The organism is Parabacteroides johnsonii DSM 18315 (assembly GCF_025151045.1).
Taxonomy (GTDB): Bacteria; Bacteroidota; Bacteroidia; order Bacteroidales; family Tannerellaceae; genus Parabacteroides; species Parabacteroides johnsonii.
Genome location: NZ_CP102285.1, coordinates 2,427,241 through 2,442,277 on the forward strand (window position 1 = coordinate 2,427,241; position 15,037 = coordinate 2,442,277).

Consider the following 15,037-nt stretch of genomic DNA (forward strand, 5'->3'; position numbering starts at 1 on the left):
ATATCATGATTTTAATTGCCGTTATTTCATTAGGAGCGATTGGAGCCATCGGCGCAGTTTTTCTATACGCCGCCTCCAAGAAGTTTGAAGTATACGAAGATCCTCGTATCGCACAAGTTCAGGAGGTATTGCCTGGAGCCAATTGCGGAGGTTGTGGATATCCCGGATGCGGTGGTTTTGCTGCGGCTTGTGTAAAGGCCGACACATTGGACGGCCTGTTATGTCCCGTAGGCGGAGCACCGGTAATGGGTAAAGTAGCCACCATCCTCGGAAAAGAAGCAGCCAGCGCAGAACCGATGGTAGCCGTTGTCCGCTGCAACGGAACCTGTGCCGCCCGTCCGCGTACCAACCAATACGACGGTGTGCAGAGTTGTGCGATTGCTTCTACCCTGTATGGCGGAGAGACCGGCTGTTCATTCGGTTGCTTAGGTTATGGCGACTGTGTGGCAGCATGTAACTTCGACGCCATCCACATCAACCTTGAGACAGGACTTCCGGAAGTGGACGAAGACAAATGTACTTCATGCGGAGCTTGCGTAAAAGCTTGCCCGAAAAACATCATCGAACTGCGTAAGAAAGGCCCCAAATCACGCCGTATCTTCGTCAGCTGTGTAAACAAAGACAAAGGCGGAGTAGCCAAGAAAGCATGTGCCAATGCTTGTATCGGTTGTGGCAAATGTGCAAAGGAATGCCCGTTCGAAGCCATTACAGTAGAAAACAACGTGGCCTACATCGATTACACAAAATGCCGCTTATGCCGCAAGTGCGTAGCCGTATGTCCGACCGGTGCTATTCACGAATTGAATTTCCCGCCACGTAAAGAGGCAGCTCCGGCTGTGGACGCCGACAAAGTAAAACCGAAGGTAGCACCGAAACCGGCAGCACCGAAGGCCGAAGTTCTTAAAACAGAAACTCCTAAAGTTGAAACAAAAGAAGAAACAAATCAAAAATAAAATCTAATAGTATGCTAAGGACATTTCGAATCGGAGGTATACATCCGCCCGAAAATAAATTGTCTGCCGGTAAGAAAATTACCGCGTTAGCTGCTCCTAAGCAGGTAATCATACCGCTCAGTCAGCACATCGGGGCTCCGGCCCAGGCAGTGGTAAAGAAGGGTGATCTGGTTAAAGTCGGAACACTTGTCGCCAAGGCAGGAGGTTTCGTTTCCGCCAACATCCACTCGTCGGTATCCGGTAAAGTAAACAAAATAGATAACGCTCTCGACTCAAGCGGCTACAAGCGTCCTGCCATCTACATCGATGTGGAAGGAGATGAATGGGAAGAAACGATCGACCGCAGTGATGCATTGGTAAAAGACTGTACGTTATCCTCTAAAGAGATCGTCGACAAGATTGCAGCAGCCGGTATCGTAGGTCTGGGGGGTGCTACTTTCCCGACACAAGTGAAACTGATGCCACCTCCCGGAAGCAAAGCAGAGATCATCATCATCAATGCTGTCGAATGTGAACCTTATCTGACCTCCGACCATTCCCTGATGATGGAAAAAGGTGAACAGATCCTGGTAGGCGTCACGTTACTGATGAAAGCCGTCAATGTAAACAAAGCCATTATCGGTATCGAAAACAATAAACCCGATGCAATCGCCCACCTGACGAAGCTGGCAGCCGCTTATCCCGGAATCGAGATCATGCCACTGAAGGTGCAATATCCGCAAGGGGGTGAAAAGCAGTTGATCGACGCTGTGATCCGTCGTCAGGTAAAGAGCGGCGCCCTGCCCATCTCGGCCGGAGCCGTCGTACAGAACGTTGGAACCGCTTACGCCGTCTACGAAGCCGTCCAGAAGAACAAACCGTTGTTCGAGCGCGTCGTGACCGTAACAGGAAAGGCCGTTGCCAACCCGTCGAACTTCCTGGTCCGTATGGGTACGCCCATCAACACACTGATCGAGGCAGCCGGTGGTATTCCCGAAAACACGGGTAAGATTATCGGTGGCGGCCCGATGATGGGTAAAGCGTTGGTAAGCGCTGAAGTTCCGGTAACCAAGGGTAGTTCCGGCGTATTGCTCCTGACAAAAGAAGAATCCGTCCGCAAGCCGATGCAGGACTGTATCCGTTGCGCCAAGTGTGTGAACGTCTGCCCGATGGGGCTGAATCCGGCCTTCTTGATGAAGTTCACCGTCTATAAAGACTGGGAAAAAGCCGAGGCCAACTACATTCAGGACTGCATCGAATGTGGTTCCTGTAGCTATACTTGTCCTGCCAACCGCCCGCTGTTGGATCAGATCCGATTGGGTAAAGGCAAAGTTATGGGTATTATTCGTGCAAGAAAGTCATAAAACAAGAGCAATATGGAAAACAAATTATACGTGTCTCCCTCGCCCCACATTCATGGCGGCGACAGCATAAGCAAAAATATGTACGGTGTACTGATTGCCCTTGTTCCGGCTTTCCTGGTATCACTCTACTTTTTCGGACTGGGTGCACTGATCGTAACCGTAGTTTCGGTTTTCTTCTGTGTCCTGTTCGAATATCTGATTCAGAAGTTCCTGATGAAAAAGGAACCAACCATTTACGACGGTTCGGCTATCCTGACCGGTGTTTTGCTGGCATTCAACCTGCCGTCCAACCTGCCGATCTGGATCATCGCCATCGGTGCGCTGGCAGCCATCGGTATCGGTAAGATGTCGTTCGGCGGCCTGGGTAACAATATTTTCAACCCGGCACTGACAGGCCGTATCTTCCTGCTGATCTCTTTCCCGGCACAGATGACCACCTGGCCTGTAGCCGGACAGTTAACATCCTATACGGACGCAACAACAGGCGCAACCGTCCTCTCCTTGATGAACGAAGGCGCACTCGACAAGATGCCGACACTCATCGATATGCTGGTCGGTAACATGGGCGGTAGCCTTGGTGAAGTCAGCGCACTGGCACTGCTGTTAGGTATGTTCTATATGTTATGGAAGAAGATTATCACCTGGCACGTTCCGGTATCCATCTTCGCTACGGTATTTGTCTTCACAGGTATCATGCACCTGGTGAATCCGGTTCAATATGCAAGCCCGTTCGTCCATCTGTTATCCGGTGGTATGATGTTGGGAGCCATCTTCATGGCGACCGACTATGTGACTTCGCCGATGAGCAAGAGCGGTATGATTGTCTACGGTGTCGGCATTGGTATCCTGACAACGGTGATCCGTCTGTTCGGTTCTTATCCCGAAGGTATGTCATTTGCCATCTTCATCATGAATGGAGTTACTCCGCTAATCAACAGTTATATGAAACCTAAACATTTCGGAGGAAAATAAGCATGGCAAAACTAAAATCAACATTACCCAATATGTTCCTTTCACTCACGATCATCTGTGTAGTGGCCGGAGCAATATTAGCAGGTGTGAATATGTACACCACCGGTCCGATTGCCGCCACCAAAGCAGCAACTTTGGAAAAAGCAATCAAGGAGGTGACACCCGAATTCAACAACAAACCGACAGAAGAAGCCTATATGGCAGCCACCTCAGATGGCGACTCATTGAAAATCTACCCGGCAAAACAAGACGGCAAATTCGTCGGTGCCGCAGTGGAAAGTAACACAATGAAAGGGTTCGGCGGTGAAATCCGCGTGATTGTCGGTTTTGACATCGAAGGCAAACTGCTGAACTATTCTGTCTTACAACATGCTGAAACCCCGGGATTAGGGGCTAAGATGCAAGAATGGTTCCGCACAGACAAGAATCGCCAGAGCGTATTGGGACGCAAATTATCCGATGGCGAACTGAAAGTAACCAAAGATGGTGGAGACGTCGATGCCATAACAGCATCGACCATTACCAGCCGGGCATTCCTGAACGCTGTGAACCGCGCCTACAGCGCATTCACCGGTGCCGACGGATCGACCGGTGCAACCACATCATCCGATAACACAACTAAAGAAGGAGGAAACGATAATGAGTAATCTGAAAATATTGATGAACGGAATCATCACAGAGAACCCGACATTCGTATTGCTGTTAGGTATGTGTCCGACATTGGGTACAACTTCTTCGGCGATGAATGGTATGAGTATGGGACTTGCCACCATGTTCGTGCTGATCTGTTCCAACATGGCTATATCCGCGCTGAAGAACGTAATCCCCGATATGGTCCGTATCCCTGGATACATTGTCGTGATCGCCACATTCGTAACAGTTGTGCAAATGTGCATGGAAGCATTTGTTCCTGCCTTATACGCAAGTTTGGGATTGTTTATCCCGTTGATCGTCGTAAACTGTATCGTGTTAGGACGTGCCGAAGCGTTCGCCGCTAAGAACGGAGTGGTAGCCTCGGCCTTCGACGGGATCGGGATCGGACTCGGCTTTACGATTGCTTTGACACTGTTAGGAGCTATCCGCGAGCTGTTGGGAACAGGCAAACTGTTTAACCTGACAATTATGCCGGAACAGTTCGGCTCACTGATTTTCGTATTGGCTCCGGGTGCATTCATCGCATTGGGATTCCTGATAGCTATTGTTAATAAACTGCGTAAAGCATAAAACAAGGTAAGATATGGAATATATATTGATATTTATCGCCGCTGTATTTGTCAACAACGTCGTGTTGTCCCAGTTCTTAGGTATATGTCCGTTCCTCGGCGTATCCAAGAAAGTGGATACAGCAATAGGGATGGGAGCAGCCGTTGCATTTGTGCTTATCATTGCGACACTCGTGACTTTCCTCGTACAGAAATATGTGCTGGATGTATTCGGTCTGGGCTTTATGCAGACTATCAGCTTTATCTTGATCATCGCAGCTCTGGTTCAAATGGTGGAAATCATCCTGAAGAAAGTTTCTCCTGCCCTCTATCAGGCATTGGGGGTGTTTCTTCCGCTGATCACGACAAACTGTTGCGTGTTGGGTGTCGCCATCCAGGTCATCCAGAAGCAGTATAATTTATTAGAATCTGTAGTATATGCATTCTCTATTGCTATTGGATTTGCGTTAGCTTTGATTATCTTTGCAGGTGTCAGAGAACAATTAGCAATGACAAATGTTCCCGATGGCATGAAAGGAACCCCGATCGCTCTTATCACAGCTGGTCTGTTGGCGATGGCTTTCATGGGATTTTCAGGGATTGTGTAATTACTAATCTAAATAAACACTAAGATGAAACAGAAGATTTTAGTAGCAGGTGGAACTGGTTACATCGGATCACACACCACAGTAGAACTGCAGAACGCAGGTTATGAAGTAGTCATCATCGACGACCTGTCTAACTCCAATATAGAAGTATTGGACGGTATCGAACGCATCACAGGCATCCGTCCTGAATTCATCCAACTGGATTTGAAAGATAAGGAAGGAACCCGCGAAGCGCTGAAAGCTCATCCGGGAATCAAAGGCATCATCCTGTTCGCCGCCAGCAAAGCAGTAGGCGAATCCGTACAACAGCCATTGAAATACTATCGCAACAACGTAGTGACACTGGTAAACCTGTTGGAACTGATGCCTGAATTCAATATCGAAGGTATTGTATTTTCGTCTTCCTGCACCGTGTACGGACAGCCCGATCCCGAGAATCTGCCTGTAACTGAGAATGCACCGATCAAACCGGCTACTTCTCCGTACGGAAATACAAAGCAGATCAACGAAGAGATCATCCGCGATACTATCCATGCCGGTGCTCCTTTCAAGAGCATCATCCTGCGTTACTTTAACCCGATCGGAGCACATCCGACAGCAGAGATCGGTGAATTGCCTAACGGCGTTCCTCAGAACCTGATCCCGTATCTGACACAGACTGCTATGGGTATCCGTAAAGAGTTGAGTGTATTCGGCGATGACTATGACACGCCTGACGGTTCCTGCATCCGCGACTACATCAATGTCGTAGACTTGGCTAAGGCCCACGTGATCGCGATGGACCGCATGTTGGGCGGCAAGTCTTTGGATAATGTGGAAATCTTCAATCTCGGAACCGGCAACGGTGTTTCCGTATTAGAACTGATCAATACATTCGAAGCTGCTACAGGTGTTAAAGTCCCGCACAAGATCGTAGGTCGCCGCGAAGGTGATATCGAGAAAGTTTGGGCCAACCCCGAACGAGCCAACAAAGTATTGGGTTGGAAAGCGACAGAAACATTGGCCGACACATTGGCTTCTGCTTGGAAATGGCAGGAAAAACTGCGTGAACGCGGTATCATGTAATCGGAATTATTCTCATAATTGATAGAAGAAGAGGGTGCCAAAATTCATTCTAAAACCCATTGGCATCCTCTTTTTCATTTAAAGACTCAGGGGTGGCCATGCAAGCAAAATTGGCACTTGGTTTTTAACTAAAACAGAACATATCAACACATTACAAATATTCTCTTTCTGAAAAGGACAAAAAAGGGGAAAAAAGGCACCACCTGTTTTTTCAGAGCAATACGTTTATGCTCACATTTTCCGACATGAGCATATTGATCCATTATTCTATTACTTCATTATTTTATTGGCACATCATTCCTCGTGGAAGCCTCCCCTGCTTGCCTGATAAATTAACTTTGACGCAAACGATGCGTATTGAACGTTTTTTTAATATTTTCTCCACTCCCGACCTCTCCCATACAGACCAAAAAAGGAGGCTCGGGACCATGCAATGCGAACCTTCGAAAAAAGACAAAAGAGATTACACATAATTTAGCAATCACATGTTTATCAACACCATACATCACAACCATACATTGTATCGGTTGAAAAAACAAGCGGTGCCTTTTTTACCCCTTTATGTCCTTTTCTATATTTAGAGACTCAAAAAAACAATTCACCCCCACAAAAAGCTATAGATTTTCCACTTACAAGCTATAGCTTTCCAAGAAAAAAGCTATAACCTTTTTGAGAACAGGCTATAGCTTTTTTTCAGATAATGCCGATTGTCTTATTCGAGTTTATGGATAACCAAGCCGGAACGCAGTTTCGGTTCGAACCAAGTTGTCTTGGGAGGCATGATATTACCGGTATCGGCAATATCCATCAATTGCTTCATAGTGACAGGATAAAGAGCCAGCGCTACCTTCATCTCACCACTGTCCACACGCCGCTGCAATTCTCCCAGACCACGGATACCGCCTACGAAATCGATACGCTTATCCGAACGAAGATCTTTTATACCCAAAATTTCATCCAAAATCAGGTTGGAAGAGATCGTCACATCCAGGACACCGATCGGATCGTTATCGTTGTATGTGCCTTGTTTGGCCGTCAGTGAGTACCATTTTCCTCCTAAATAGAGCGAAAAGTTATGCAAAGCTGCCGGTTTATAAATATCCGCTCCCTTTTCTTCCACAACGAAGTTCTTCCCTAATCTGATCAGAAATTCATCATCCGACAAGCCGTTCAAGTCTTTCACCACACGGTTATAATCGATAATCGTCAATTGGTTAGCCGGGAAGCAGACAGCCATAAAGTAGTTATACTCCTCATCACCTTTATGAGCTGTATTCTGTTTGGCTTTTTCCGCACCGACCAACGCAGCAGCAGCAGAGCGGTGATGACCGTCAGCTATATACAAGGAAGGCATTTCGCCAAACAATTCCGTAATGCGGGCAATATCCGCCGGCTCGTCAATGATCCAGAACGTATGACCGAAACCATCGTCTTTCGCGACGAAGTCATATTCCGGAGTATGGGAAGTATATTTGGCGACAATCTTGTCCAATTCAGCATTATCGGGATAAGCAAAAAACACCGGTTCGATATTGGCATTATTCACCCGTACATGCTTCATACGGTCCTCCTCCTTGTCACGCCGTGTCAACTCATGTTTCTTAATAATACCATTCATATAATCGGGCACGTATGCACCGACAACCAGACCGTATTGTGTCTTGCCGTTCATTGTCTGGGCATATACATAATAGCATTCTTCCTTATCCTGTACCAACCAGCCTTTTTCCTGGAACATCTGGAAATTGGCAGCAGCTTTCAGATAAACGGCAGGATCATGTTCATCTGTCCCGACCGGAAAATCGATCTCCGGTTTAATGATATGATATAATGATTTTTCATTTCCCTTCGCTTCTTCGCGTGCCTCTTCCGAGTTCAACACATCGTAAGGACGGGATACGACTTGTTCGATCAAATCTTTAGGAGGACGGATTCCTTTGAAAGGTTTTATTTGTGCCATGATATTTATGATTTATGATTTATGATGTAGATTTATTTAGGTTTTACACCCCATGATGATTTATCCGGTGTGGAATCTGAAAACATGGTTATACAAAACAATTATCATCTCGTAGGGGCAGGGCTCTGCTCTGCCCTTGTGATCCGGCAAGGCAAACGTTATTTGTATTGGGCGGAGTAGAACCCCGCCCCTACGGGAGACCATTATTTTATTCCACACTCATAAATCACCGTCTATTACTTATTTACGCGGAATTTTTCGCATCCTTCTTTCAAAAAGCCTTCGATCTGCTTGGCAGCGGCAATACCGGCATTGATATTAGCCTCGGCAGTCTGTGCCCCCATCTTTTTAGGAGTGGAGAAATAGCGGCCGGCAAACTTGGCAGCAAACTCTTCGCCTGCTGCGGGCATAATATCAGTTACATATTTCAAGTCTGCGCGTTCTTCCATCAGCTTGATCAGCTCGGCTTCGTTGATCACCTCCTTACGGGCCGTATTAACCAGCAGACCGTTTTTCGGCATCTTGCCAACCAGAGCGTAACCAATAGAATTCTTTGTTTCGGCGGTTGCCGGGATATGCAAAGAAACGACATCGCAGGTAGCATAAAGTTCTTCCGGTGAAGCTACCGGTTTCACACCATCCGCTTCAATTACCGAAGCTGGGCAAAAAGCATCGAATGCATAGATTTCCATTCCAAAACCTTTTGCGATACGAGCCACATTGCGGCCAACGTTGCCATATGCGTGGATACCCAGTTTCTTTCCTTTCAATTCTGTTCCCGAAGTTCCGTTATAGAAATTGCGGACAGCCATTACCATCATGCCGAAAGCCAATTCGGCAACGGCATTGGAATTCTGCCCGGGGGTATTCATCACACAAACATTATGTGCTGTCGCAGCAGCCAAGTCAACATTATCGTAACCCGCTCCGGCACGGACCACAATCTTCAACTGTTTAGCGGCATCCAGCACTTCTGCATCGATAATGTCACTGCGGATAATGATCGCATCCACATCCTTGACAGCGTCCAGCAGTTTAGCCTTTTCACCGTATTTCTCTAACAGGATCAGTTCGTCACCTGCACCTTCCACTACTTCGCGGATACCTTTCACAGCTATCGCTGCGAAAGGTTTATCTGTTGCTACTAATATCTTTGCCATAATCAATGCTGTTTTTCAAAATCTTTCATACATGCAACCAAAGCTTCAACACTACTCTTTGGCATTGCGTTGTACAGAGAAGCCCGGAAACCACCGACAGAACGGTGTCCCTTGATACCGACCATACCTGCAGCCGCAGCAAATTTGCTGAATTCGTCTTCCAGGTCTTTATATTCGTCATTCATCACGAAACATACATTCATGATAGAACGGTCTTCAGCCGCGACAGTCCCTCTAAACAGCTTGTTACGATCGATTTCATCATACAGGATAGCGGCATTTTCCATATCCTTCTTTTCCATAGCGGCAACACCGCCTTGTTCCTTATACCATTTCAATGTCTGCAAAGCGGCATAGATAGGCAGTACGGGAGGAGTGTTAAACATAGAATCTTTGTCAATATGAGTCTTATAGTTCAACATTGTCGGAATCGGCCGCTCCACATGTCCCAAAGCATCTACACGTACAATAGCCAATGTCACACCGGCAGGAGCCAAATTTTTCTGTGCTCCGGCATAGATGATGTCATATTTGGACACATCGATCGGACGGGAGAAAATATCGGACGACATATCGGCAACCAAACGCTGTTTCACATCCGGATCCTTGCGAGTTTCCGTTCCGTAAATCGTATTATTGGTCGTAAAGTGAAAATAGTCCGCATCGTCGGCAATCGTATAATCCTTCGGAATATATGTATAGTTCTTATCCTTAGAAGATGCTACGACCTCAACTTCTCCGAACAATTTAGCTTCCTTGATAGCTTTGGACGACCATGTACCGGTATCTAAATAAGAAGCTTTCTTATTCAAGAGATTGTAAGGCACCATACAGAACTGCATGCTTGCACCTCCACCCAGGAAAACAACCTCATAACCGGCAGGAACATCCAGCAATTCTTTGATCAGCGCACGCGCCTCATCGTTCACAGCAATGAATTCTTTACTTCTGTGGGAGATTTCAAGAAGAGATAAACCCATACCCGCAAAATTCTCTACCGCAGCAGCCGTATTTTTAATTGTATACTCGCTCAAGATAGAGGGACCTGCATAAAAATTGTGCTTCTTCATACCAATGTCTTTTTAATGTTAAATATAATTTAAGTAACTAATTTCCCAAAAACAGGCGGCTAATGTACAAATAAATTGACAATTTACAATTAATTATTGACAATTATTACCAAAACGCTACAACAGCCACCTTTATCCATAACATTTACCTCCCAATTGGCAACTATCAATTATCAATTGTCAATTCTAATACCGGTCCCCCCACAAACGTCTCATTTGTTCAATTAGTTTATGTTCGGACGGATTTTCCTGTCCTTTCCACAGCCGTTCGTTCAAAATCTCCTTTGGAAGGAACTCTTGCTTGACAAAATGATTTTCATAATCGTGTGCATATTTGTAGTCTTTTCCGTAATTCAGTTCCGCCATCAACTTTGTCGGTGCATTTCGCAGATGAAGGGGAACAGGCAGGTTTCCTGTACGGTTCACCAACTCCAACGCATCATTAATCGCCATATAAGCCGAATTACTTTTAGGACTGCATGCCAGATAAACGGTTGTTTCCGCCAAAATGATCCGTCCTTCAGGCCAACCGATTTTCTTCAAGGCATCAAAACAGGCATTTGCCAACAATAGAGCATTCGGATTCGCTAATCCGATATCTTCCGAGGCTGAAATAACCAAACGACGGGCTATAAATTCCGGATCTTCACCACCGGCAACCATACGAGCCAGCCAATAGATAGCAGCATCCGGATCACTTCCGCGAATGGATTTGATGAAAGCGGATATAATATCATAATGCATCTCTCCTCCTTTATCATACGCCGCCGGATTTTCCTGCAAGCGCTCTACCACCTTTTCATCTGTTATTTCAATCTTTTCATTCCCTTCTTCTGCTGCCACTACGAGTTCTAAGATATTCAGCAATTTTCGTGCATCACCACCGGAATAACGCAACATGGCATCCGTTTCGGTCAACACGATATTCATATCCTTCAATACGATATCTTCCGTAACTGCCTTATTCAACAAAGTCAACAGATCAGCTTTCTCCAATGACTTCAAAACATATACCTGACAACGGGAAAGCAACGGACGGATAACTTCGAACGAGGGATTCTCCGTTGTGGCTCCGATTAAGGTTACCACACCAGTCTCTACTGCATTGAGCAAGGAATCCTGCTGCGACTTGCTAAAGCGATGTATTTCGTCAATAAACAGGATCGGTGAAACGGTATTGAAAAAGCGATTACCTTTTGCCTTTTCTATTACCTCTCGCACATCTTTTACTCCTGAACTAATTGCGCTTAACGTATAGAACGGAGCTTCCAGCTTATTTGAAATAATCTGCGCCAGCGTAGTCTTTCCTACTCCCGGAGGTCCCCACAATATAAAAGAGGGGACACGACCCGCATCAATCATCTTTCTAAGAACAGCCCCCGGACCTACCAGGTGTTTCTGCCCGATATAATCGTCCAACGTTTTCGGACGTAATCTCTCTGCTAACGGTTGACTCATCATGTAGGCAAAAGTCGTATATTTTATTTACTTTTCAAAGTATAAACACCGTAAAAATTCGAGCCTGTTTTAATGTTTGACAGCAGAAAATATAAAAAAAAGTAAGCAAACATAGCTACATACACCTATTGGTACTATAAAATTATACCATTTTGTCATATTTACAACTTCTGGACACTAAATGAAATCATAAAAGATCAGGCTGTATTAAACACCCGTTCAATGCAGCCTGCCCTCCTGTATCCATCGTTTCATTTTATTTCAATGTGATATTTTCCAGGTCACGTATAACAGTCATATCCATAATATCACTATAGATTTCCGTTGTCCGTACGCTTTTATGCCCTAATAGCTTTTGGACTGTCGTGATATTCGCCCCATTATATAACAATAGGGTCGCATTGGTATGGCGTGCCATGTGGAAAGACAGCCTTTTATCTATTTCCGCCAGCCGGCAAATCCTTTTCAATTGTTTATTCACATTCGAGTTTGCCGAAACAGAAACTCCAAACAGCGTTCTTGAATAACGCTTGCGATAGCGTTCATAGACTGCAAGAGCTTTTCCGTCGAACAGCAGGAACAAAGGAAGCCGGACGTTCACATCCGTCTTGACCGATGAATAGACCAGCCATAACTTATCATCGATCAGATGAAAATTATCCGGTCGTATATTTACAATATCGGAAAAGCGAAGCCCTGTATAACAACTGAAAAGAAACATATCGAGCGTCCGTCTGAGCGTCCGTTGCAATTTAGGAGCGACTTTCTCCAACCTCCCCAATTCTTCCGGTGTCAGATGACCACGCTTGCTCTCCATATATTTAATCTTATATTTGCGAAAAGGATATTTCTGCAATTCAAACAAATCCTTATTAATCGCCAGGTTAACATATCTTTTCAGATGCTTCATATGCTTGGCAATCGTATTTCGGTGATACTTTTGCTCAAGAAGAAAATGTTCAAAATCACACAGGAAATTAAAGGTGAGATCGTCAAAAGAGACTTGTGGCTGATACTGGCACAAAACCTGCAAAGTGGATAAGTGGTTTTTCAATGTGGACAGTCTTAAATTACTATGATCGATCTCATTTTTCATAAAAGAGACAAAAGAGGTAGAAACAGACTCAAAATCTCCTCTCTCTCTCAAATACCTCAAAGAGAACGGACGTCCGCTCTGGACCATATCTAATTCGATCCGTTCCAAATAAGTAATATAATCCTCAATGTACTGATTGAGCTCATCCATATTAGGATGGTTCCTCACAGCTTTCCTCTTGCTATCCCACTGCGTGGGCTTAACATAGATTTTTGTTGAGAAATACTTCTTTTGCCTATTCAAGTAAGCCTCTACCTGAATCAAAGCCTTTCCTTCTGCATTCAACCGCTTTTTCCGATTGAACACCAGATTGTAAATAACTTTTTCCATGATATACATTATTTTCTGAATGAGAACACGAAGGAACAATAATAAGTTCTTTGTTTCGTATGAGACAAACTAAAAGTTTGTTATATTTCGTGTTTCAATAGACGAACAGCTATCCGCAAAACGATCCTGCAAAAGCCCGGACAGAGACAAAAAAAGAGACGTGTTCAAAAAAAACACGCCTCTTTAGCCCTTTTCCGGATGTAAACCTTATTTCTTTTATAAGGTAGGTTGTGGAGCAGCCGGATTATTATCTGTATCAGAAATGCCTGTATTGGTTTCCATTTCACATTGTGGGATACGATAGATCATTATTTGGGATTCCGGCTCCAAATTAAACTGTACGGAAGCATGATAATTCGTATTTTTACGTACAACCGGCTTCTTTAAGCGCAGAAGATCGAACAACGAATGACCTTCACCCCAAAGTTCCATACGACGCTGCAGCCAGACCTCATCTTGAAATTGCTGTGGCGAAGTTGCTTTGCTAACAAAAGAAGGATCGCGATATGCTTGCACAAAGTTTTCCAATGTAGACTTACCTGCCGCCAGATTTCCACTCATTGCTTCAGCCTCCGCTTTAATCAAATACATTTCTTCCACACGCATCAACGGCCAATCCGAAGCATTAGTTGTGTTCCCAAACACACTCTGATAAGCACCAAATTTAGTGTTTACATATGGTTCAAGACCAAAATACTCAACAATAGAATAACCTTCTATCTTTTCGTTGTCTATCAACGAAGATGTGTTATCCGGAGACAAAAACCATTGTTTACGAATATCTGTATCCGGGATCTGGTCATATAAAGCCGTATTTACTTTTCTGTATCCGTCAGGCACGCCTGAAGTATATCCATTCCCCGTAAAAGAACATAAATGAGAAGGCCAATTTATGATACCTGTTTGTACAACATCGTTATCCGGAGTAATCATGACACCCCATAACCAAGAATTTGCAGTAGCTGAATTAAATGTCGGAGTAGATACTTCTGCCAATGATTGCGGAGTTCCGCCGGCAATAGCTCTTTCTGCATCTTTTGCAGCATCAGCCCATTTCTGCATCAACAGATTGGCACGGGCACGCAAGCCATATACGACCGCTTCATCTAATTGGTCCTTATTCGCTCCATTATCAAAACCGGCCAACAATTCTGCAGCTTGATTCAAATCGCTCATAATCTGATCATATACCTGCTGAACTGTAGCACGAGGATTATTTTGCATTTCTTCGTCAGACATCTTTTCTGTTACAATAGGAACCGCCAAAGCATTCTCATGACCTGCATATGTAAACTGATAAATCTGAACCAGATTCAAATAGTCGTATGCACGAGCAGCCAAGGCTTGACCACGATAAGTTTTCAAAGAAGCGTCTTCTGTGGCAGGATCAATCAAGCTCAATACGTTATTGGCTGCCTTCAGATGATTATAAAAAGTTTTCCAGATCAGCTCATCCATAGAACTGTCATAAACACGGTCAGAATAGTTTTGGGAAGTGTTAAACCAATTATATCCTGTCACTAATGCAACAAGGTCCTGTCCTCCTGACTCCAACGCCATAGAGACAGCTGGGACTCCATAATCATTATGAGAAGTAGATGCATCATCGGAGATCGTTCCGAAAGCATTCAATTTAGCAGCCATAGCATTTACCTCAGCCGTGATCAAGTTAGGTCTGTCTTTGATCGTTTCTTCTTTCTGCCCGTCAGAGACATATTGGCCTTCAGGATATTTATCCAAATCGCAAGATGCCAGTATAAGAGTGGCGGTTGCGAACATTATATATTTGTTTGTTAATTTCATATTCAAAAACAATTTAA

At 44.8% G+C, this 15,037-nt stretch carries 13 protein-coding genes; 7 read left to right on the forward strand and 6 right to left on the reverse strand.

Translation table 11 applies throughout. The features are described from left to right. Positions 1 to 5 precede the first annotated feature (5 nt). The 7 genes from NQ564_RS09955 to galE are packed head-to-tail and all read left to right on the forward strand — an operon-like array spanning position 6 to position 6,143. Entirely contained in the window at positions 6 to 953 is a 948-nt protein-coding gene (locus tag NQ564_RS09955; protein ID WP_008150708.1) for a Fe-S cluster domain-containing protein, read from the forward strand. 11 nt (positions 954 to 964) lie between these two features. Then, positions 965 to 2,296: an electron transport complex subunit RsxC gene (rsxC, locus tag NQ564_RS09960; protein ID WP_008150710.1), complete on the forward strand. Its 1,332-nt coding sequence runs from the start codon at positions 965 to 967 to the stop codon at positions 2,294 to 2,296. A gap of 12 nt (positions 2,297 to 2,308) precedes the next feature. After that, the gene (locus tag NQ564_RS09965) at positions 2,309 to 3,268 is read left to right on the forward strand and encodes an RnfABCDGE type electron transport complex subunit D (RefSeq protein WP_008150712.1); all 960 of its coding nucleotides are present in this window, start codon (positions 2,309 to 2,311) and stop codon (positions 3,266 to 3,268) included. Between the two features lie 2 nt (positions 3,269 to 3,270). Further along, on the forward strand, positions 3,271 to 3,915 hold the full coding sequence (locus NQ564_RS09970) for an RnfABCDGE type electron transport complex subunit G (protein ID WP_008150714.1): 645 nt from the start codon (positions 3,271 to 3,273) through the stop codon (positions 3,913 to 3,915). Further along, positions 3,908 to 4,492 carry an RnfABCDGE type electron transport complex subunit E gene (locus tag NQ564_RS09975; protein WP_008150715.1) on the forward strand — a complete coding sequence of 195 codons (585 nt, stop codon included), beginning with the start codon at positions 3,908 to 3,910 and terminating at the stop codon, positions 4,490 to 4,492. Before NQ564_RS09970 ends, NQ564_RS09975 begins: the two co-directional genes overlap by 8 nt. A gap of 13 nt (positions 4,493 to 4,505) precedes the next feature. Continuing rightward, complete coding sequence (gene rsxA / locus NQ564_RS09980; protein WP_008150717.1) at positions 4,506 to 5,078, forward strand: electron transport complex subunit RsxA; 573 nt, start codon at positions 4,506 to 4,508, stop codon at positions 5,076 to 5,078. Between the two features lie 24 nt (positions 5,079 to 5,102). Beyond that, positions 5,103 to 6,143 (forward strand): UDP-glucose 4-epimerase GalE, encoded by a 1,041-nt coding sequence (gene galE, locus NQ564_RS09985; protein WP_008155204.1) that lies wholly within the window; start codon positions 5,103 to 5,105, stop codon positions 6,141 to 6,143. Positions 6,144 to 6,855: 712 nt separating this feature from the next. Here galE and NQ564_RS09990 read toward each other — a convergent pair. The 6 genes from NQ564_RS09990 to NQ564_RS10015 all read right to left on the reverse strand — a co-directional run bounded on the left by NQ564_RS09990 (position 6,856) and on the right by NQ564_RS10015 (position 15,020). Next, positions 6,856 to 8,103, reverse strand: coding sequence for a DUF1015 domain-containing protein (locus tag NQ564_RS09990; protein WP_008150725.1), 1,248 nt, complete (start codon positions 8,101 to 8,103; stop codon positions 6,856 to 6,858). A 236-nt stretch (positions 8,104 to 8,339) separates the two neighbouring features. Then, entirely contained in the window at positions 8,340 to 9,263 is a 924-nt protein-coding gene (locus NQ564_RS09995; RefSeq protein WP_008150728.1) for an NAD(P)-dependent oxidoreductase, read from the reverse strand. Between the two features lie 2 nt (positions 9,264 to 9,265). Next, on the reverse strand, positions 9,266 to 10,333 hold the full coding sequence (gene serC / locus NQ564_RS10000) for a 3-phosphoserine/phosphohydroxythreonine transaminase (RefSeq protein ID WP_008150730.1): 1,068 nt from the start codon (positions 10,331 to 10,333) through the stop codon (positions 9,266 to 9,268). A 186-nt stretch (positions 10,334 to 10,519) separates the two neighbouring features. Next, entirely contained in the window at positions 10,520 to 11,794 is a 1,275-nt protein-coding gene (locus NQ564_RS10005; protein ID WP_008150732.1) for a replication-associated recombination protein A, read from the reverse strand. A 253-nt stretch (positions 11,795 to 12,047) separates the two neighbouring features. Then, the gene (locus tag NQ564_RS10010; protein WP_008155201.1) at positions 12,048 to 13,217 is read right to left on the reverse strand and encodes a site-specific integrase; all 1,170 of its coding nucleotides are present in this window, start codon (positions 13,215 to 13,217) and stop codon (positions 12,048 to 12,050) included. Positions 13,218 to 13,433: 216 nt separating this feature from the next. Further along, positions 13,434 to 15,020, reverse strand: a complete 1,587-nt coding sequence (locus NQ564_RS10015) for a RagB/SusD family nutrient uptake outer membrane protein (protein ID WP_008150736.1) — start codon at positions 15,018 to 15,020, stop codon at positions 13,434 to 13,436. Positions 15,021 to 15,037: the final 17 nt, after the last annotated feature.

Bases quoted from the DNA above. Each gene is read 5' to 3' on its own strand.
- NQ564_RS09955 (WP_008150708.1), top strand. From the start codon at position 6: ATGATTTTAATTGCCGTTATTTCATTAGGAGCGATTGGAGCCATCGGC.
- rsxC (WP_008150710.1), top strand. From the start codon at position 965: ATGCTAAGGACATTTCGAATCGGAGGTATACATCCGCCCGAAAATAAA.
- NQ564_RS09965 (WP_008150712.1), top strand. From the start codon at position 2,309: ATGGAAAACAAATTATACGTGTCTCCCTCGCCCCACATTCATGGCGGC.
- NQ564_RS09970 (WP_008150714.1), top strand. From the start codon at position 3,271: ATGGCAAAACTAAAATCAACATTACCCAATATGTTCCTTTCACTCACG.
- NQ564_RS09975 (WP_008150715.1), top strand. From the start codon at position 3,908: ATGAGTAATCTGAAAATATTGATGAACGGAATCATCACAGAGAACCCG.
- rsxA (WP_008150717.1), top strand. From the start codon at position 4,506: ATGGAATATATATTGATATTTATCGCCGCTGTATTTGTCAACAACGTC.
- galE (WP_008155204.1), top strand. From the start codon at position 5,103: ATGAAACAGAAGATTTTAGTAGCAGGTGGAACTGGTTACATCGGATCA.
- NQ564_RS09990 (WP_008150725.1), bottom strand. From the start codon at position 8,103: ATGGCACAAATAAAACCTTTCAAAGGAATCCGTCCTCCTAAAGATTTG.
- NQ564_RS09995 (WP_008150728.1), bottom strand. From the start codon at position 9,263: ATGGCAAAGATATTAGTAGCAACAGATAAACCTTTCGCAGCGATAGCT.
- serC (WP_008150730.1), bottom strand. From the start codon at position 10,333: ATGAAGAAGCACAATTTTTATGCAGGTCCCTCTATCTTGAGCGAGTAT.
- NQ564_RS10005 (WP_008150732.1), bottom strand. From the start codon at position 11,794: ATGATGAGTCAACCGTTAGCAGAGAGATTACGTCCGAAAACGTTGGAC.
- NQ564_RS10010 (WP_008155201.1), bottom strand. From the start codon at position 13,217: ATGGAAAAAGTTATTTACAATCTGGTGTTCAATCGGAAAAAGCGGTTG.
- NQ564_RS10015 (WP_008150736.1), bottom strand. From the start codon at position 15,020: ATGAAATTAACAAACAAATATATAATGTTCGCAACCGCCACTCTTATA.